Below are 19,058 nucleotides of genomic sequence, written 5' to 3' on the forward strand. Positions count from 1 at the left end.
ATATGAACCCATCATGTAATCCATGTAAAAAAATTAGAAATGGAATTTAAAACCCTAAGAAATATTGAAAACAGTTTCCGACAGATCAGGCTCTATGCCCTCGTATTTGCGGTACTGTGTATCTCGGTGGTAGGATATGCTGTCTGGCAGTCCTATCACTTTGCCGAGCAGCAAAGGCAGAAGATCTATGTACTTGATCAAGGTAAATCACTGATGCTTGCCCTTGCTCAGGATGTGAGGATCAACCGTCCAGTGGAAGCCCGGGAGCATGTCCGTCGTTTTCATGAACTGTTCTTTACGTTGGCTCCGGATAAAAATGCCATCGAAAGCAATATGAAGAGAGCCTTTAATCTCGCGGATAAAAGTGCATTTGACTACTATAAAGATCTATCGGAGAAAGGCTATTACAATCGGATTATTTCGGGTAATGTCCAACAACGCATTGAAATAGACAGCGTACGATGCAATTTTGAGACTTATCCCTATGCCGTTAAAACCTTTGCCAGGCAGTATATCATCCGTTCGAGTAATCTGACAGAAAGAAGCCTGATCACTTCCTGCTATCTCCTTAATTCGGTGCGATCGGATAGTAACCCGCAGGGATTTAATATTGAAAAGTTCAGTGTCCTGGAAAATAAAGATCTGCGGATTACAGACCGCTAAAAACCAATACTATGAAAAAACTAAGAATATTTCTCCATACCTGCGAAACGAGGTTAGAGAAGCGCTGGAAGAAGCTCTCTGCCAAGGAGCAGAAAAAATGGGTGATCCTGTTTTTTGCCGGATATCTGCTGCTGACAGGAGGGGTTGTGCTGACAGTCTGGTATGATGCCAAAATGGATTCTTCACAACATAAGCCCGTTATGGGGCATATCCGTAATCCGATGATAGAACAGGAAAAACCATTAAAGGATTCCTTATTAACACCCATAAAAAATAATGATCATGAAAAATAATGCTCATAACAAACGGGAAATCAGGCTTACTGAGGTGGGCCAAAAAGAAATCCCTGAATCAGAAATGTCTTCTTCAGACACCATGCAGAAGCTCAAGAAACCACTTATTTTCGGATTGATGGCTATTGTGTTTCTGGGATGTATGTACCTGATATTTGTTCCTTCTACAGACAAGAAGAATAAGCAACAGGCGGGGCTCAATGAAGCGGTACCACAGGCAACAGAGGCCGGAATGCAGGCGGATAAAAGTAAAGCCTATGAGTCTGATTTGCTGGAACAAAAGGAGCTCGAAAAAAAGCGGTCATTGACCGCTTTATCAGATTATTGGAATAAGGACAGTGCTTCTTCCTCATCAGAGATGACCAATTCCACTTCAGGAAACGCTGTACCAGATAGAGGAGGCACTTCCTCCTCCCAGCATGAAGCTCTCAACAGTTACCGGAATATTCAGGGAACATTGGGTAGTTTTTATGAGGATAAGGGGAAAACTACCCGGTTGCAAAGTGAAGTACAATCTTTAAAAGCACAATTGGTCCAAAAAGAGGAAACAGCACCGGTCAATCCGGTCCAAAATCAACTTGCCCTGATGGAAAAATCCTACCAGATGGCTGCCAAATATTTTCCTACAACGGGAAATACTATCAAAACAGAAGGAAAGACAGACCAAAATGTAGGTAAAAGTACAAGCGACACGATTAAGCAGCAGAAACAAAAAGCTTCATTTGCCGCTTTGTACCCAAACCATAAAAATATTGTATCTGCACTCTATCGGGAACCTTCGGACTCCGCTTTCCTTTCTGAGTTGAATCAGGTGAAAAACAGAAACTTTTACACTGCCGGAAAGGTAGCTGAAACTCCGCAGGCAGTTAACAGCATCCGAGCCTGTATTTATGAAACTCAGACCATCACTGTTGACCAGGCGGTACATATACGATTGTTAGATGCCGCCCGACTCTCAAAATTAGTGATTCCAAAAGGAACAGTACTCACTGCGATGGCCAAGTTTCAGGGGCTAAGACTTCAGCTTTTGATTGGGTCCATAGAATTTGAAGGTCATATTATTCCTGTAGAACTCACTGCCTTTGATTTGGACGGACAGCCTGGATTGGCAATTCCATATTCTGCTGAAAGGAGCGCCCTTACCGAAATGGCTGCGAATATGGGAAATACAGGAGGAACCAGTATCTCGCTAAGTTCATCGGCAGGACAGCAGATTACCTCGGACCTGAGTAAAAGCCTTGTTCAGGGAATCTCGGGATACTTCGCAAAAAAGGTAAGAATGCCTAAGATCACGCTTAAAGCCGGACATAAAATATTTCTGGTTGCCAAAAAATAATGATTAATCCAAAATTCAAAAAATATGAAAAATCTATTAAAAAGTCTGCTGATAATGATGTTTCTGGCAAGCTTTAACATACAGCTTAAGGCCCAGCAGCAGGACAGCATCCCTGTTAATGATACCCTCACAACGGAATCGAGACTCAAAACCGGCAAAATAGAACCGTATTGGCTCACGGTAACCTACGACAAGACCACCCATATTATTTTTCCTTCTAAAATAAGGTATGTCGATATGGGGAGTGAATATTTGATTGCAGGAAAAGCAGATGAAGTGGAGAATGTACTTCGTATCAAAGCTGCGGTACGTGATTTTGCTGCTGAAACCAATTTCTCTGTTATTACTGAAGATGGAAGTTTCTATAATTTTGATGTGTTTTACAGCCGTTATCCTTCGACGTTAAACTATGATGTTCAAAAAATGCTGCAGACCCAGAAAAAGGAAAAGGTAAACGATGTCCTTTTCGAAGATCTTGGTGGTAACCAGCCTTCTTTAACTGAGGCTGCTCTGAAAGCTATTTATACAAAGAATAAAAAGCTGATTAGACACATTGGCTCTTATAGTTTCGGAATCAGTTTCCTTCTCAAAGGGATCTATATCTATAATGGAAAGTACTATTTCCATACAGAACTCAAAAATAACTCCAGTGTGCCTTTTCCGATTGACTTTATGACCTTTAAGATTGCGGATAAGAAAACGTCCAAACGTACGGCAGTACAGGAAAATGAGCTCATTCCATTAAGAACTTATCTTCCTTTGACTGATGTTAAAGACACCCGCACAGAACGGAATGTTTTTTTACTGGACCAGTTTACCCTGGCTGATGATAAAGTGTTGGTAATTGAAATCTTCGAAAAAAACGGCGGCCGGCATCCGAAATTAGAAGTGGAAAATATGGATCTGATCCATGCGAAACCGGTCACTGAGCTTAAACTGATCTTTTAACCCTTAAAACTCATCGAAATGAATACCTATATTTTAGCCATCATGATGGTTGTAATGAGCATTACTGGCGTACAAGCCCAAAGGCTGATCAAAGGACAGAATGGTTTTGAAGTTAGCGTAGGATTCCTCTCGGATATGAAGCTGTTTCGTAATGACTTCTATGTTCAGGCGGGTATGACCATTAACGGTAAAAACGGCAGTCATCAGCTTTGGGCTGTTGAATTTTCCCGTAAGAAACATGAATTTGAAAACGATGCTATTCCTGTTGAAACGTACAGCGGAGAAGGTGGGTACAGCTTTGTACTGCTGGGTGACTGGTCAAAGAATATCTCTTTGAATATGGGAATAACCGGTGTTGCAGGATATGAAGTGATCAACAAAAGTAAGAAATTACTACCCAGTGGTGCTGTGATCCAAAATAAGGACAGTTTTATCTATGGGGGAGGATTACGGCTTTCTTTAGAGACCTATTTGAGTGATCACGTGGTGATGCTTGTACAGGGTAGAACTAAGGCCGTCTGGGGAACTTCACTTGAAAGATTCAGACCATCGGCAGGTGTTGGTATACGTTATATTTTCTAATTTTTAAATCTAAAACAATGAACTTTATTAATCATAAAAAAGTGCCTTTTGTAGAAGGGTTACGTTTTGCGCTAAGGATGGTACCAATACTCTTGATCTTGTTTACATTCTCGTCCTGTGATAAAGAACTCGAGATAAAAACTGATTTTCCATTTGAACTGCAGGTAATGCCGGTTCCAAAAAGCATTTCCAAGGGAGAAACGATAACGATCAGATGTACTCTAAAATCCAAGGGAAATTACCAAGGTACAGAGTACTCTATCCGATACTTTCAATTTGACGGACAGGGAAAGTTGCAGTTAGAAAATAATAAACTGCTAAAACCGAATGATTCATACTCTTTAACTCAGCAGCAATTCAGATTGTATTATGTTTCTGAATCGAATGTCACACAGGCTTTTGATGTGTGGGTTTCTGATAATCATGGGCATGAACAGAAAGTGAGCTTTCAGTTTAATGCTGCTAACAAGGAATAGTAACGTTTTAATAACATAAAAATTAAAGGATCTGCACTTCAATGGCAGGTCCTTTTTAGTTAAAAAAAGACTAAAATCTTACGCGTTATGATCAAGTCAATAGTGATGCCCCTTCTTCAAAAGGTTGATGTTATCATCTAATAAAATGAAACTTCTGAAAACCTAGTCATTCAATAATTATTATAATAAACATTCTTTACAAGATAAATATATCACGACAAGTTCTGTCGTTGCGCCGGTCTACTTTTGTATCAGTGAAAGTAAAGATTTCAAAATATACAAATTTTTATAAGTGCATTTCAGGGTTTTTACGGAAATAATCAAAATAAAATTTCGTAAAAACCCCATTTTAAAAAAATAGTGTTTTGAATAGCTTTACTGGTTTAAATTTCAAAAAATACAACGCTTATGAGAAAAATTTATGCTGCTGCAATTGCTATATGCTCAGTATTTGGTTTGTCTGCTCAAGAAGTGGTTTGGCAGCGGGACATTAAATCCAATACACAGGATTTTCTAAGTCAGGTCACCACAACAATCGATGGACAGTATTTAATTACTGGCAGTTCAATTCAATCTAAAAAACTTTCTACAGAAAACAAACAAAACAATGGTTATGACCTACACTTAGTTAAGCTAAATCAGCAAGGCGAAGAAGTTTGGGAAAAATATTTCGCCGGAAGTAATCACGACTTTCTTTCAGCAACGGTAGCAACTCAAGAAGGAGGATTTCTTTTAGCAGGAACTTCTTATTCGGGAAAAGGTTTGGACAAGAAAGACGATTCCAAAGGAGGTTCAGATCTCTGGTTGATAAGATTAAATGAATTCGGAGACGAACTTTGGCAAAAAACACTTGGATCAAATACAGATGAAGAAGCAAGATCTGTCATTCAAACTACTGATCTAGGATTTTTTGTTGCGGGTAATGTGCAAAACTCAGCTAAAGGGTATGGATCTAAAGATATCTTAATTATAAAACTCGATAAAAACGGAAAAGAACTCTCTCAATCTATTTTTGGTGGAAAAGGATTAGACGAAGTTGAGAAAATGATTCCAACGAAAGACGGAGGTGCTTTGCTTGGGATTTACTCCAGAAGTGGTATGGGTGGCTCAAAGAAAACCGAAAACTTTGGCGAAGGAGATTATTGGGTCATCAAACTTAATAAAGAAGGCAAAGTTGAATGGGAAAAGAACTTTGGAGGAAAAGGTGATGATCATTTAAGAACATTCGCATTGACTTCAACAGGATTTTTAATTGGAGGAGAATCGAGATCCGAAAGATCAGGAAATAAAACAGTCGGAATTGAAGAAGGAACAGATCTGTGGCTGATCTCGCTCAATGACAAAGGGGATGAAATCTGGCAGAAGTCTTACAATTTCAAAAATAGAGATGTTTTGATAGGAATAAGTGTTTTACATGGTTCAGATGATAAAACTTCAAAAGGGATTTTACTAGGCGGATATACGCAATCCGAGGGCAGAATACAAACTGATGATGAGAAATTCTGGATGCTGTATTTGGATCAGAACGGAAACGAGCAGTGGAGAAAACACGTCAAAGGGGAATCCAGTAAGAAAGAAGAAAGATTATCTGATATAAAGCTTAACAGAGATGGTTCGATCATTTTGGGAGGCACCAGTGCCGAAGAGCTTGGCAAAGAGAATTGGAAGATTATTAAGCTTGGAGATAAGCAGATTGATCAATTGATTGTAAAACAAGATATCAAGATTTATCCGAATCCTGTTTCAGATTATGCGTATGTGGAAATTGGTTTTGACTTTAAGGAAGCTGATATTATTGTTTACGATATGTCAGGAAGACAATTACAAAGCTTAAAAACGAAGAATAAAGTGACTAAAATTAATACACAGCAGTTGATTCAAGGGGTTTATCTGATTACGATTAAGACAGATACGAATAAAACGGCTAATGCTAAATTGATTAAAAAATAATAACAAATGAAAAAATATATATTAATTTTTCTGCTATTTTGGCTAGCCAGCAATCATTTAAAAAGCCAGCAGAATCCATATGTAAACAACCCAACTCTGTTCCAGCCTAATATACTCCCTCCAAGTCCCGAAGCTTATAAATTAGGGAGTTATGGGAATGTTCCTGTCGGAATGTTTACCGGAACGCCTAATATTGATATTCCAATAATGAATTATGGTCCTGAGGGAAACGACGTATCTATTATTATTAATTACTCCAGCGCCGGAATTAGAGTAGACGAATCTAGTGGCCTTGCAGGACTAGGTTGGAAATTTTCGGGAGGTGGAGTGATTACAAGAGTAATTAGAGGGATAGCTGATGAAAAATCAAATCCAAATACCGATTTCAAAAATCCACCGAATTTAGATTCACTGCAAGTAGAGGACAATGCTGTGCGAACCTATCTTCAGGCCGTGAGTTCTGGGTTTGTTGATTCCGAACCGGATATATACTATGCGAGTTTTGGTAGCAACAGCTTCAGTTTTATTTTTGATAAAAGAGGATATCCTATTATACTTTCCCAGCGGAATGTACAGATAGAAAAAGTAGGAATAACTACAGGATTTATAATCACTCTTGAAAATGGTGTGAAATATTATTTTGATGAAAAAGAAATTACCAGTAACTCAACAGTCGGAGCAGGACATAGTATTCCCAAAACCAACGTGTCTTCATGGTACTTAACTAAAATAGTAGATACACAAGGTACTGAAATATACTTTGAATATGAAGAAAGAGTATATTATACCATATTGTCTACTTCTCAGTCACTTACTACAACAGTACCGGGGGCTAACTTTGCTCTTTTAGACGATCACGGAAACTGTTCGAATGGATTTTCACTTCCTCCAACAATATCACTTCCCATGAACAATCTCCAGAATGTAAGAGGAAAGCGTCTTAAAAGAATATACAGTAATAATACTGTGCTAGGGAAAATAGAGTTGTCATATAATGAGTTGTTGGAAGATGAAATAGGACAGGTTTCGCAGATCACAAAATCTATAGGCACTACTGTTATAGAATCTTATGTTTTAACCTATTCCAAAACATCAAACGACAGGGTTTTCCTGAGTGAAATGACAGAAACCAAATCAGGAAAAAAGCATATTTTCGAATATACTGATTTGCCTGGAGTTCCAAAGAGGCTTTCTTACAGCCGGGATATGTACGGATATTATAATGGCAAGAATAATTCGGTACTTGTTCCTAAAGTGGAGGACTTTATAATCCAATACTTAAGTTATAATGGTGCTGACCAAAGTGTAGATGAAACAAAGGCAAAAAAAGGACTGCTTAGAAAAATCATTTATCCTACTAAAGGATATACTCTTCTTGATTATGAGAGTAACACGATAGGAGGAAGAAGAATTATTACACCGCCAATGACTGCAGCACAGCTTCAGGTAAACCGAATGCTACTAAACAGCCCAAATAATAAGATAACCGATGAAACTGTAATCGACAACAAAAGGACGCAGTATATGCGTGTTGTTCTTAATAGTGGTTACAATGATGCTTGTGAGGGGATCAGTGCCGATACAGGTAATCATCATGTTGCAGGATTTTGGGCAGTAGATCAAAATAATCAGCCGGTACAGCCGTTTGGTGGAAACAATTGTCCCGGATTTGGGAATCTTCCGGCTCCCATTCCTGGAAACAGTTCCAGTTGTTATTATGTGGAAAAGGGGAAGAAAATAAAGTTTACACTTGAGGCAAATTTCAGATGTACTATTGGTTTCCTAAATGTTAACTATATTCCGGAGGAGGATCAGGAAGTAGCAGACAATATTCCTATAGGTGGGCTTCGAATAAAGGAAATTTCATCATATGATACTGCTGGAAGTCAGCTTACTATCAAAAGGTATAATTATAACACAGGTGAATTTGGAATGTCGTCTGGAATCCAGGTTGAAAAACCATATTTCATAGATAGATCTACCAGCGGCAATTTCTGTATAATAAGCAATGCGAGTATTAGTGAGTTCCCTTTTATCAATATTTCTTCTGATAACTTCCGAACACTCTATCCTTCACATCCTGCATTCTTTTACAAATCAGTCATGGAATCCATCGGTACGGATGGTGGATATACGCTCCATGAATTTTCAACTAATACGGATTACTTTGGAAAAAATATTCAGGGTGTAGATATCAGAAGCTCGCAGTGGACTAACTTCGGCTGGAATAACGGTAGAGAGTTAGAGTCAAGCTATTATGACAAGAACAACAATCTCGTAAAGAAAGTTATCAATGAATATGAACAAGATAACAGTAGACAATATTCAGTACGCGGTTTAAGAGTAAGGCTTGATTATGAACCACCACTTATCATGCCTATCCCGACAAGAGCCTGTACCAATGAGTATGTGAAACTTAAATATACAGAGACAGACTGTCTGACAGCCCATAGTCATACGTTTTATAATGGCAAATGTATTGCCCAAGGAGCAAGTAATGTTGACAGAACGGTATATGATGAATGTTACGGAAAACCCATAGGGACAGTTTTTACCCATTCCGAGATTGTTAATAATCTATCGATCAATCAGTATGAGAATATATCTTATTTTTCATATCTGAAATCGCAGAAAACCACTGATTATCTGAATGGAAATGCGCTGAAAACTGAAACCCAGTATTTTTACAACAATCCCAAACACGTACAGTTGACGGGTCAGAAAACTATTTATCCGGACTTTTCTTTTAATGAAGCAGCTCACAAATATGCTTATGAGAAAGATAACCAGCTTATGATTACAAAAAATATGGTTGGTATTCCGTTGGAAACTGCGGTTACTCAAAGTACTGGAACTACCTCTAAAATGTTGTCGAAGACAGAAACGGTGTACCCAGGCTCTTTACCCAATCCTTCCTCCGGTAATTTAGTACTTCCCTTATCGTACAGCTCTTATGATACTTTAAACAGCAACAGTACAGCTTCTACAGAGGTTACCTACAATAGCTATGATGATAAAGGTAATGTCTTACAGTATACGACAAAAGAAGGTACACCGGTAAGTATCGTCTGGGGATATAATAAAACTGTACCGATTATAAAAGTGGAAGGAATCCTATACTCGGCGTTGCAGAACTATATTTCAGGATGCATTGACAATTCTGATGCAGATGCTTTAGATCCGTCGCAGGAAATCGCACTGATAGATTCTTATGAAAGACTCAGAAAAAGTTCTTTGGTGGCAGATATGCTTGTAACAACCTATACCTATGATCCATTGATTGGTGTAACAAGTATAACTCCACCATCAGGAATCAGGGAAATATATACTTATGATTCAGCAAACAGGCTCAAAGAAGTAAAGATAAGAGAGAAAGACAGTACCGGAAACTATGAGTACAAGATCATAAAAGAATTTAAATATAACTACAAGCCATAACCCCATACGATGAAAAAACATATCATACATAAGACCGTATTGCTTTTGGGACTATGGTCTGCCTACGGGACAGCCTGTGCACAGACCATTTCGGAGAATTATGTATATTCTAAAACATATCTTAGCGATCCCACAGTCACTAACGCAAAAGTATCTGAAAGCATCACCTATTTCGATGGTCTGGGACGCGCCAAACAGATTGTCAATGTTAAAGCCAGTCCTACAGGAAAAGATCTGGTGTCTCCCATAACTTACGATGGATTCGGAAGACAGACCAAGAATATACTTCCGGTACCTGCAAGTACTCAAAACACCGGGATACATACAGGAATCACCAATGAAAGTACGGCCAACGCTTATTACGGAGTGGCGAATGCTTATGCAGACAAAGAACTTGAAAACTCTCCTTTAGACAGGGTTCTGCAGGAGGGGCAGCCTGGTGATGCTTGGAAGCTGGGTGGAGGACATACTCGGAAATATAAATATGAGGCCAATACGACCAATGAAGTCAGAAAGTTTGTTACGGTAACGACGACCAACACGGTAAGCAACGTTTCCAATACCGTTTCTGCTTTATCTGTTGTAGGGTATTATGAAGCGGCAACGCTATACAAAAATACGGTAACTGATGAAGATGGCAATCCTGTTGTGGAGTTTACCAATGGTCGCGGACAGGTATTGCTGATCCGTAAGACAGATGGTACACAGGATATCGATACCTACTATGTCTACAATGAATACAACCAAAAGGCATTTATACTCCCTCCCAAGGCAATCCAGCAGATCGGGCAGAATAATAATGTTATCAGTCAGACAGTTTTAGACGAACTATGTTACCAGTACAGCTATGATGGCAGGGACAGAGAAGTAGAGAAAAAATTACCGGGAAAAGGCTGGGAATTTACGGTATATGATAAACAGGACAGACCTGTTTTAGCACAGGACGGAATTCTTAGAACCGTAAACAATAATTTTGGTAATAAGGGCTGGATGTTTACCAAATATGATCAGTTCAATAGAGTTGTTTATACCGGTTTCTTCTCCAATACCGCTTCAAGGCAGGTGATGCAAAATGCATTGAATACGATGGTTGCCAATGCATCCAATAATGAGAAAAGGGTGACGGACTTTTTTACGTCACAGAATATGAACGTTTATTACGATAAAAAGGCTTTTCCGACAGGTAGCGTGACGCTTTTAACGGTTAATTATTATGATACTTATCCTTTAGAAGCTCCGGCTGTTCCTTCCACAGTTTTAGGGCAGTATGCCCTACCTCAAACGTTGGGGCTTGGTATAGATGCTTCTACAAAAAGCATGCTCACGGCTACCTATATAAAAAATATTGAGGATAATAACTGGACCAAGAGCTACAATTATTATGATTCTAAAGGAAGACTTATTTCAACCAAGACAGTCAATCATTTAGGAGGCTTCACCAATAAAGAATTTGAACTAGATTTCACCGGGCAGGCAAAAGAAAGTTATACCTCTCACAAAAGGACTCCAAACGAAACAGAAGTTAAAATAAAAGAGCGTTTCGTTTATGACGATCAAAAAAGATTAGTGAAGCAATATCATCAGGTTGATAATCTACAGGAAGAATTATTAGTAGAAAACACATATAACGATATTGGGCAGCTGATCAATAAAAAAACAGGGAATACTACGGGAACGCCATTGCAGTCTATTGACAATACCTATAACATCAGAGGTTGGCTGACTTCAGTAAACAATCCTAACAACGCTGCAAGCTTTAATGGAAAATTGTTTGGCTTTGAATTAAAGTATGAAAATCCGGCTAATACTGCCTTCGCTCCAGTAAAATACAATGGGAATATTTCTGAATTTGACTGGAAAACAGCCAATGGAAATATGCTGAGAAGATATGCCTATAATTATGACAAATTAGACAGACTAAAAGATGCTTCTTATCATGAACCTTCAACGACTGTTCCTGTAACTGATGGATATAGTGAGTTTTTAACCTATGATGTTAACGGAAACATCCAAACACTGAAAAGATACCAAGCTTATGACAACACCCCTTTATTAATAGATGATCTGAATTACGAAATCTATAAAGGAAATCAACTGATTAAAGTAACAGATATCAGTACGAATAGTTTGGGGTACAGCGCAGGAGGCAATACCATTGGTTATGATCTTAATGGAAATATGATCAATCATTTGGATAAAGGAATAACAGATATTTCATATAATTATTTAAATTTGCCTAAGGAGGTTAAGTTTGCCCAATACAACAATAACCTAAAGTTTATATACAGAGCAGACGGTATCAAACTTCAGAAAGCCTACACTTATTATTCTTCGAAAAGTGGGTTGATGCTAACCGAGAATACCGAATATCTTGATGGGTTTCAGTATGAAGATAAAGGAGGTGCTTCAAGTTTACAGTTTTTCCCGACCAGTGAGGGATATTATGACTTTCAGAAGAAAAGATATGTATATAATTATGAAGATCATGTAGGAAACATACGGTTAGCGTACTACAAAGGAGATAATAATGTTGCTACCATTGACAAGGAGACCAATTATTATCCTTTTGGGTTGGAGTATCAAGGGTATAATGGAACGTATACTCAGACTCCTAATTATACGTATGGTTTTCAGGGACAGGAAAAACAAAAGGAAACAGGCTGGAGTTCTTTTAAATGGAGAAACAGTATTCCTGAGCTGGGAAGATTTTTCAACGTGGATCCGTTGGCGGAGAAGATGCCGAGCTGGTCGCCATACGCATTTTGCTTTAATAATCCGGTGAAATATACCGATCCAGATGGACGAGAACCATGGCCTCCTGCAAACGGAACCGAAGGTCAAACTTGGAGTGATGGCGATGGTAATTTTGTATATCGAGGCGGTTGGCAGATGGATAATGGGGCATTTATAGGAGCTCTTGATCCCGGTGCTCGATACAGTTCTGTAGGTGGCGGAAGAGGAAATGGTTCCTATAATGGAAAAACAATGTTGCCTTCATCTTCTTATGATTATACTTATGATGTGATTCCTGGTAAGGGAGATGATGACATAAATTATTGGAAGAACGGAGAAAGCGGGACTATGGTTTCAAGACTTCTTGAAACAACTGGTCGTGATGCAACTGCTAGAAACAATACAACAACAACTATCGAAGCTCTTTCTATAGTATTAACTACTGGTAAAGCTGGTAATACTAGTAAAGTTAGCAAAACTCCAAGCCTTGAAAGTCAAGCTCTTGAAATTAAGAATACATCAAACAATGGAAAAAACTCTGTTACAGTAAAGTCTGGTAATGGTCAAACTAGATTTGATTTAGATGGAAAAGCTCATAATGGTGTTGATACTCCACATAGTCAAACTTATAAAAATAATGTAGTAAATGGGCAAGTTAAAAGTATAACAAGAACGAGTAAAGAAGCAACCCCAATGACACAGCAAGATATTCGTACAGTAAGAAAGGTTTTAAAGAATAGAAATGGACAATAATATGAGAGCTAGTTTTAGAATTATAGATAATATTGCAATTCAAGATTCTGATAATTATTTTGATGTGCATAATAATTTTGAATTAGGAAAAATAGAAATAACACACAATGAAATAAAACTGTTTTTTGAGAAAACAGAAGAAGATTGGGGAAAGAATGAATTATATGATATTTTGCAGATTTCTCACATAAATATAGATTCCTATTCATTTGTGTCATTTAATAAAAATTTTAATAAGACTTCATTAACTAGTATTTCTTTCAGCCCTAGAGATAATTTTGATATAGATACTATTTTTTTGAAAGATTCTCCAGAAGAAGGAGATGAAATAATATACTCTTTTGAGGATGATTCTTATATTAGAATTTCTTGTAATGATATTTCTTTATCATATTTTAAATTGTAGTCCCCGCTTTGTAAAAGCCTGAGTGGAGTTGTTATCTTTTTTAGAACAAAAAGGTTATATGTCTTATACTCTTTAAATTTAGAAAATGTTATTAAAAATTAGGGTATTGATTTTAATACCCTAATTTAATATGCTTATGTACTCAGTAACCCGTGATAAGATCTGGATGGAATGAGAGTACGCCCTGTTTCCGGTGGATATGAATTTACAGGAAGCGATATTGGTGAGCAATCAATTTGATGATTACTCTTTTTTTATTGTACTTATTTGGATTAAGAGATAAAGCAAAAGATACTATTAACCATGATCCCGACACGAAATTAAATGATTTAAAATTGAAAACAGCTCCTGTTAAATCGGATAATCTTAGCGTAGCTCCTGCTCCTTAGTTGCTACCTGTTCCAACTACTAAAGACCCTATGTGCAGGAGCAGGTTATGTGTAACTATAAAGTGAAAATACTTTATGGTATTTTAATGATTTAGTTAAAAATGAATTTTCACAATATAATGCTGTTAAATTTAAGAATAATGACAATATTTTTGTATGGTTGGAAGATGTTAAAATTGAAAATAATTATTATTTAGGAAAACTTGCTGAAAACGGGAATTCTCAAAAAGTTTTGATAGGCGAGGTGATAGATTGGATGATTATTGAAGACGGAAGATTGATTGGTGGTTATACTATTCGCCATTATAGAGATACTCTTGATGAAGAAGCAAAAACGAATTTTGATATAGACTTTGGAGTTAAAATTGATAATGGAAATGACTTTTTCGAGCCAAATTTATCAACTCCGGAAGGAGCAATCATTAAAATCGAAAATTTCTATTCCGATGAAAATCTAGAAGGAGTATTATCGTGTAAAAACTTTTTAAAGGAAACTGGAAATTTGTTGGAAGAAAGAGAGTTGAGTGTCACAGAGGAACTAAAAGCTGAATTGGCAGAAGTTTTAAAGTTGACTTTAATAGAAGGTTTAAAATCAAATGGATTTCCTTATTTTAATAATATAGAAAGGAGTTTTACTCTACTTGATGAAAAATTAGAAAATAGACAGAAGTTGATTTTTGAAAAATTAATTTTTGATAATGGTGATACAAAATTTATTAAATTTTGGGTTGGGCAAGAAAAAAATGGTGATTGGAAAGTTTTGAATTTAGTGGACTAATGGAAATAATAGAAAAATGTAAAAAAGGCTCTGCAAGAATTGTATAAATTTTCGGAGAAAATTTATACTTAGGTGAAGATATTCTAGAATAAAAGATTTTAAGTTTTAAAAAAACATAATAGAATTACCTAGGTTACTTATACCCCCCCTCAAACTAAACATATTATAACCCTAAAATTAGAGAACAATCAAAATAAAAAGATATGATTTTTCCAAAAGCAAAAAAAATAGCCAAAGACCTTGGCTGGCATAAAACAAACGACAGCGTATTTGGACTTTACAAAGGATACTTTTTCAACGTTTCAGACGCAAGTTTAATCACCACTCCTCAATTCAAATTGGTAACGGCAACCACTGGCAATATAACAGAAGAACAAAAGCTACAAATCAAAACAGAATTAAACCTAAACAAAAGAAAATTAAAGTTTACCCTCTTTGAAATTAGCGACAATGAGATTTTTTTTAAATTCACTGAAAACGTAACTCTTACTCAACTTAAGACTGTTTATTCTTTGTTCGACTTTTTGGTTGACCTGTTCAAAAAACTAAACGTATCAGAGCAAAATAAATGTCATAACTGTGGTACAAATCAGAAAATTAACTATTACACCCTAAATGATACAGGTATAATACTTTGTACCACTTGTTTCTACCAGAAAAATAATAGCTTTTACGAAATTGAAAAAGAAAGAATTTCAAAAGAAAAAAATTATTTGACAGGATTTTTAGGTTCAATTGTTTTTTCAATTCCAGGAATTATATTTTGGATCTTATTTGCAGTATATTTAGGACGAATTGCCTCCGGAATGGCGTTTGTTATCATATTTACCGAACTCTTAGGTTATGATTATTTTAAAGGAAAACATGGGAAATTGACAAAATATATTATTTCCCTAACAAATATTATAAGCATAATTATTGCAAATATTATGACTGTAATTGTTTTATTTGTAAAACAGGGTTTGACTATAAATCATGCAATTTTGGAACTTCAAACAAACCAAGCAATAACAAACCTATTTTATCAGAATATTATTATTTCTTTTATATTTTCTTTATTTGCTTGGATTTGGATATTGTTTATAATGAAAGACAAAAAATTGGTTATAAAACTTGCTGATAAATTATAGAAGCAAAACCGTGGTATGAACTGGTTCACAAAAAGTAAAAATCAGGATGATTTATATCATGACCTGAATGAAGTTATTAGCTTTTCTAGGACATAGTCTTTATACTCCAATTGAATGAAAGTGAGATTTATGAGTAGGTAATTTTTTACCTACTCTTTTTATTTAAATTTTAAAAAGAGTTTTTTACCGTTTTTCGTATACTAAAACAAGGTAAAAGACTTTATATCAGAGAGGAGTAGGTAACATTATATTCAACTTTGTAAAGTTCAGTGATACTGCTATAATCAAGAAAGTTCTTATTTTTTATCTCAAACAATTCTCAATAATGAGAATTAAATTTGATATTCTGAATTAAATGAGTTACATTGATTTTTTATTTAGTTTTTTTCTCAGACTAAAATAGCGCGCTCATGAATATCTTCTTACTTTCTTTGATTGACAAAAGTATTGAAGGAGCAATGATCAGGTTCTCTCAACTCCCGATAAGGTCATCCCTCTTAGGTTCTAACCACCATGAACTCCTGGCAAAGCTTACTAAAAAGGTTATCGACACCTATATCAGTTTTTTCTGGAGTGTGAACATTGTTCCGAAGGAATATGAGTATTGCGAGAGTACCCTTGTAAAAACATTTAATCTTTTGGATCTTAATCGGGAAAAGCTTAGAAGTTTTGAAAAAAAGCTCATTAACCTGGTTAAAGATCCTGTGAACGCTTCCATGATCCCGGTTAATATTCACGTGCACCGATCCGGACAAATATTTTTGTATACCGGAATCGGTATTTTTGAAAGCTCTGCTCACAGCGTCGTTTTTTTTCTTTATGAACTTTCCCTTCCCGGATCTTCAATACAATATAGCCCCAGCGCCCTGCACTATCTGGAAGATGTTCTCCATACTGCTCATCATGATGAGCTCTCTAAGTCAAAACCCTTAAGAACACTGGCTGCTGATTACGGTAAGAATTACAATCAGTTTCAAAAGGATTGTAAGGATTATTTTGGAGACACTTTCCATCAGTTTCACAATAAAATGAAAATGCTTAATGTATTGGAAGATATCCTGTTCACCGGTTACAGTTTTAAGGAGATCGCCTATCGAAATGATTTCTCCAACTATAACAGTATGTATTTTCTATTTGCCAAAAAATATGGATTTCCCGTGCATTCTATTCCCAGATTATCGACTGAAATCTAGGAAAATATACTTATTTGAAAAATTTAGTACTATTTTCAATGTATCGGGTACTTTCTTCAATATGTTTTATACTTTTTCGCATGTTTTTGGTACTATTTGATATGTAGTTCTGTTTTTTAATGGGGAGTTTTACTTCAGGTAACTGAAAATTAATCCCTATGAAAAAATGCCTCTTTATATTGCCTGTTGGTATTGCGTACTTTTTGGTACTTCTGTTCTGCTATGCGGGTATCAGTAAAATGCTGGATTTTGAAAATTTTCAGGTGCAGCTGGCCCAATCACCATTGCTAAGTGCTTATGCCGGTTTCATTTCGTATGCCGTTATTGGTATAGAATTTATCATTGTATTACTTCTATGCCTCAAAAATATCCGATTGATAGGGTTTTATCTGTCGTTTGGGATTATGATCAGCTTTACTGTATACATTTATCTCATTCTGAATTATAGTGATTTTATACCCTGTTCCTGTGGGGGGATTTTGGAAAAGTTGGGCTGGACAGAACATATGATCTTCAATATAATCTGTGTCCTGATGGCTTTAGGAGGTATTTATATTGTGGAACACCAAAATGGAGCATGTCAATTTAAAACATGCATGAGGGCATTAGCAATAAGTCTGATGTCTGCGGGAATTGTAATCGCTTTGTTTTTATCTTCTGAAAATATCATTAAAAAAGAAAACAATTTTACCAGGCGCTTTCTGCTGCATCCTGTAATAGAAGATAAAGCATTTGACCTTGGTATGAATTCCTATTACTTCGCAGGAGTGGATGATAGTAGAATTTATCTGGGTAATGTAACGGCTCCTTTGGTTTTGACTGTACTTGATACAGCATTAAAAGCGAATTCAACAAAGAAGATCCATCTTGATAAGTCCGATCACAGCTATCGCAATTTACAAATTCAAGTAAAGGCACCCTATTATTATCTGTATGATGGCAGTGTTCCGGTTATATACAGAGGCGCATTAGGAGATTCATCAGCGCGAACCATTAGTTATAGGGATGCTTATTTTACCCAACTGGTGGTAATGGACTCTTTACGATTTGCGATCAGAACCCAGAGTCGTCAAAATCAGCAATACACACTGGGTACTCTGGATCTTAGTCAGAGTCCAAAGTTGAAGTTAGACCCTTCCATTCTTGAAAAGCAAATAGACGGTGTTTTTGATTCTGATGGTAAGCTCATTGGAGGTTTAGGAACTGGACAATTTATTTATACGTATTCCTACCGAAACCAATTTTTGGTAATGGATTCAGATCTGAGTGCCATACAGAAGTTCAATACAATCGATACAACAACTCAGGCTAAAATTGAAACCAGGCAACTTACTAATGGCAATCATAAAATGACTGTACCACCACTCGTGGTCAACAAAATGATGACTGCTAATCGCCATTTATTGTTCATTCAGTCCAATTTGATGGGAAAACATGAATCATCCAAAGCTTGGAAAAATGCTGCAGTAGTAGATATATACCATACCGACAGGCGGGAGTATGTAGGGAGCTTTTATATCGGGAACCGTAAAGAAAATGCAATATCACATATGTTGGCCACTGACAGGTTTTTATATGTGTTGATCGGAAATGAACTGCTACGGTATCACTTTAGGATGCCATTATAAGAAACCAAACCAGGGGAAGCCGAAAACCTTACAGAGTAGGCAAAATCAATCTTAAATATTTTATTATGAAAAAGTTTATTCTTCCTGTTGCCGTTATATTAATGGGCGCAGGCGCTGCTTTTGCAACAAAAGTAACCACAAGTAACCGTGCAATTGTAGCTGGCTATCGCATTGATTCCGTAAACGGTCAGTGTATTAAAGAGAACCAGTGTAGTACAATTCCAGGAGAAACCTGCCTCTGGTCAGCGGACAATGCGACCCCATTACATCAGTTATCTGAAACGATGTGTGGAGAAGAGCTGTTTAAGCTTGCTAATTAATCAGGTGAAAAAACTAGGCTACCTCATTGAGGCAGCCTAGTT

General features: G+C 36.6%; 14 protein-coding genes and 1 pseudogene. All 15 read left to right on the forward strand.

Annotated elements, in window-relative coordinates:
• Positions 1-39: 39 nt before the first annotated feature.
• Positions 40-663: a conjugative transposon protein TraK gene (gene traK, locus BUB80_RS15235; protein ID WP_073294361.1), complete on the forward strand. Its 624-nt coding sequence runs from the start codon at positions 40-42 to the stop codon at positions 661-663.
• Between the two features lie 11 nt (positions 664-674).
• The gene (locus BUB80_RS15240; protein ID WP_073294364.1) at positions 675-956 is read left to right on the forward strand and encodes a hypothetical protein; all 282 of its coding nucleotides are present in this window, start codon (positions 675-677) and stop codon (positions 954-956) included.
• Positions 957-1,020: 64 nt separating this feature from the next.
• Positions 1,021-2,292 (forward strand): conjugative transposon protein TraM, encoded by a 1,272-nt coding sequence (gene traM, locus BUB80_RS15245; RefSeq protein WP_317043899.1) that lies wholly within the window; start codon positions 1,021-1,023, stop codon positions 2,290-2,292.
• 24 nt (positions 2,293-2,316) lie between these two features.
• Positions 2,317-3,240, forward strand: coding sequence for a conjugative transposon protein TraN (traN, locus tag BUB80_RS15250; RefSeq protein ID WP_073294370.1), 924 nt, complete (start codon positions 2,317-2,319; stop codon positions 3,238-3,240).
• Positions 3,241-3,258: 18 nt separating this feature from the next.
• Positions 3,259-3,822 carry a conjugal transfer protein TraO gene (locus tag BUB80_RS15255; RefSeq protein ID WP_073294373.1) on the forward strand — a complete coding sequence of 188 codons (564 nt, stop codon included), beginning with the start codon at positions 3,259-3,261 and terminating at the stop codon, positions 3,820-3,822.
• A 17-nt stretch (positions 3,823-3,839) separates the two neighbouring features.
• A complete protein-coding gene (locus BUB80_RS15260) occupies positions 3,840-4,298 on the forward strand; it encodes a DUF3872 domain-containing protein (protein WP_083547180.1) in 459 nt (152 codons plus the stop codon).
• 408 nt (positions 4,299-4,706) lie between these two features.
• The gene (locus BUB80_RS15265) at positions 4,707-6,248 is read left to right on the forward strand and encodes a T9SS type A sorting domain-containing protein (RefSeq protein WP_073294376.1); all 1,542 of its coding nucleotides are present in this window, start codon (positions 4,707-4,709) and stop codon (positions 6,246-6,248) included.
• A gap of 6 nt (positions 6,249-6,254) precedes the next feature.
• A complete protein-coding gene (locus tag BUB80_RS15270; RefSeq protein WP_073294379.1) occupies positions 6,255-9,686 on the forward strand; it encodes a hypothetical protein in 3,432 nt (1,143 codons plus the stop codon).
• A 9-nt stretch (positions 9,687-9,695) separates the two neighbouring features.
• On the forward strand, positions 9,696-13,172 hold the full coding sequence (locus BUB80_RS15275; RefSeq protein WP_073294381.1) for a DUF6443 domain-containing protein: 3,477 nt from the start codon (positions 9,696-9,698) through the stop codon (positions 13,170-13,172).
• A complete protein-coding gene (locus BUB80_RS15280; RefSeq protein ID WP_073294384.1) occupies positions 13,162-13,578 on the forward strand; it encodes a hypothetical protein in 417 nt (138 codons plus the stop codon). The genes BUB80_RS15275 and BUB80_RS15280 overlap by 11 nt, the downstream gene beginning before the upstream one ends.
• A 492-nt stretch (positions 13,579-14,070) precedes the next feature.
• Positions 14,071-14,745, forward strand: a pseudogene (locus BUB80_RS15285) (DUF2314 domain-containing protein); the annotation flags it as partial.
• Positions 14,746-14,948: 203 nt separating this feature from the next.
• The gene (locus BUB80_RS15290; protein WP_073294390.1) at positions 14,949-15,875 is read left to right on the forward strand and encodes a hypothetical protein; all 927 of its coding nucleotides are present in this window, start codon (positions 14,949-14,951) and stop codon (positions 15,873-15,875) included.
• A gap of 410 nt (positions 15,876-16,285) precedes the next feature.
• A complete protein-coding gene (locus tag BUB80_RS15295) occupies positions 16,286-17,068 on the forward strand; it encodes an AraC family transcriptional regulator (RefSeq protein WP_073294392.1) in 783 nt (260 codons plus the stop codon).
• A gap of 158 nt (positions 17,069-17,226) precedes the next feature.
• Positions 17,227-18,696 (forward strand): MauE/DoxX family redox-associated membrane protein, encoded by a 1,470-nt coding sequence (locus tag BUB80_RS15300; protein WP_073294394.1) that lies wholly within the window; start codon positions 17,227-17,229, stop codon positions 18,694-18,696.
• A 65-nt stretch (positions 18,697-18,761) separates the two neighbouring features.
• Entirely contained in the window at positions 18,762-19,016 is a 255-nt protein-coding gene (locus BUB80_RS15305) for a DUF6520 family protein (protein ID WP_073294397.1), read from the forward strand.
• Positions 19,017-19,058 lie beyond the last annotated feature (42 nt).

It is taken from the genome of Chryseobacterium polytrichastri, assembly GCF_900142445.1.
Taxonomy (GTDB): Bacteria; Bacteroidota; Bacteroidia; order Flavobacteriales; family Weeksellaceae; genus Chryseobacterium; species Chryseobacterium polytrichastri.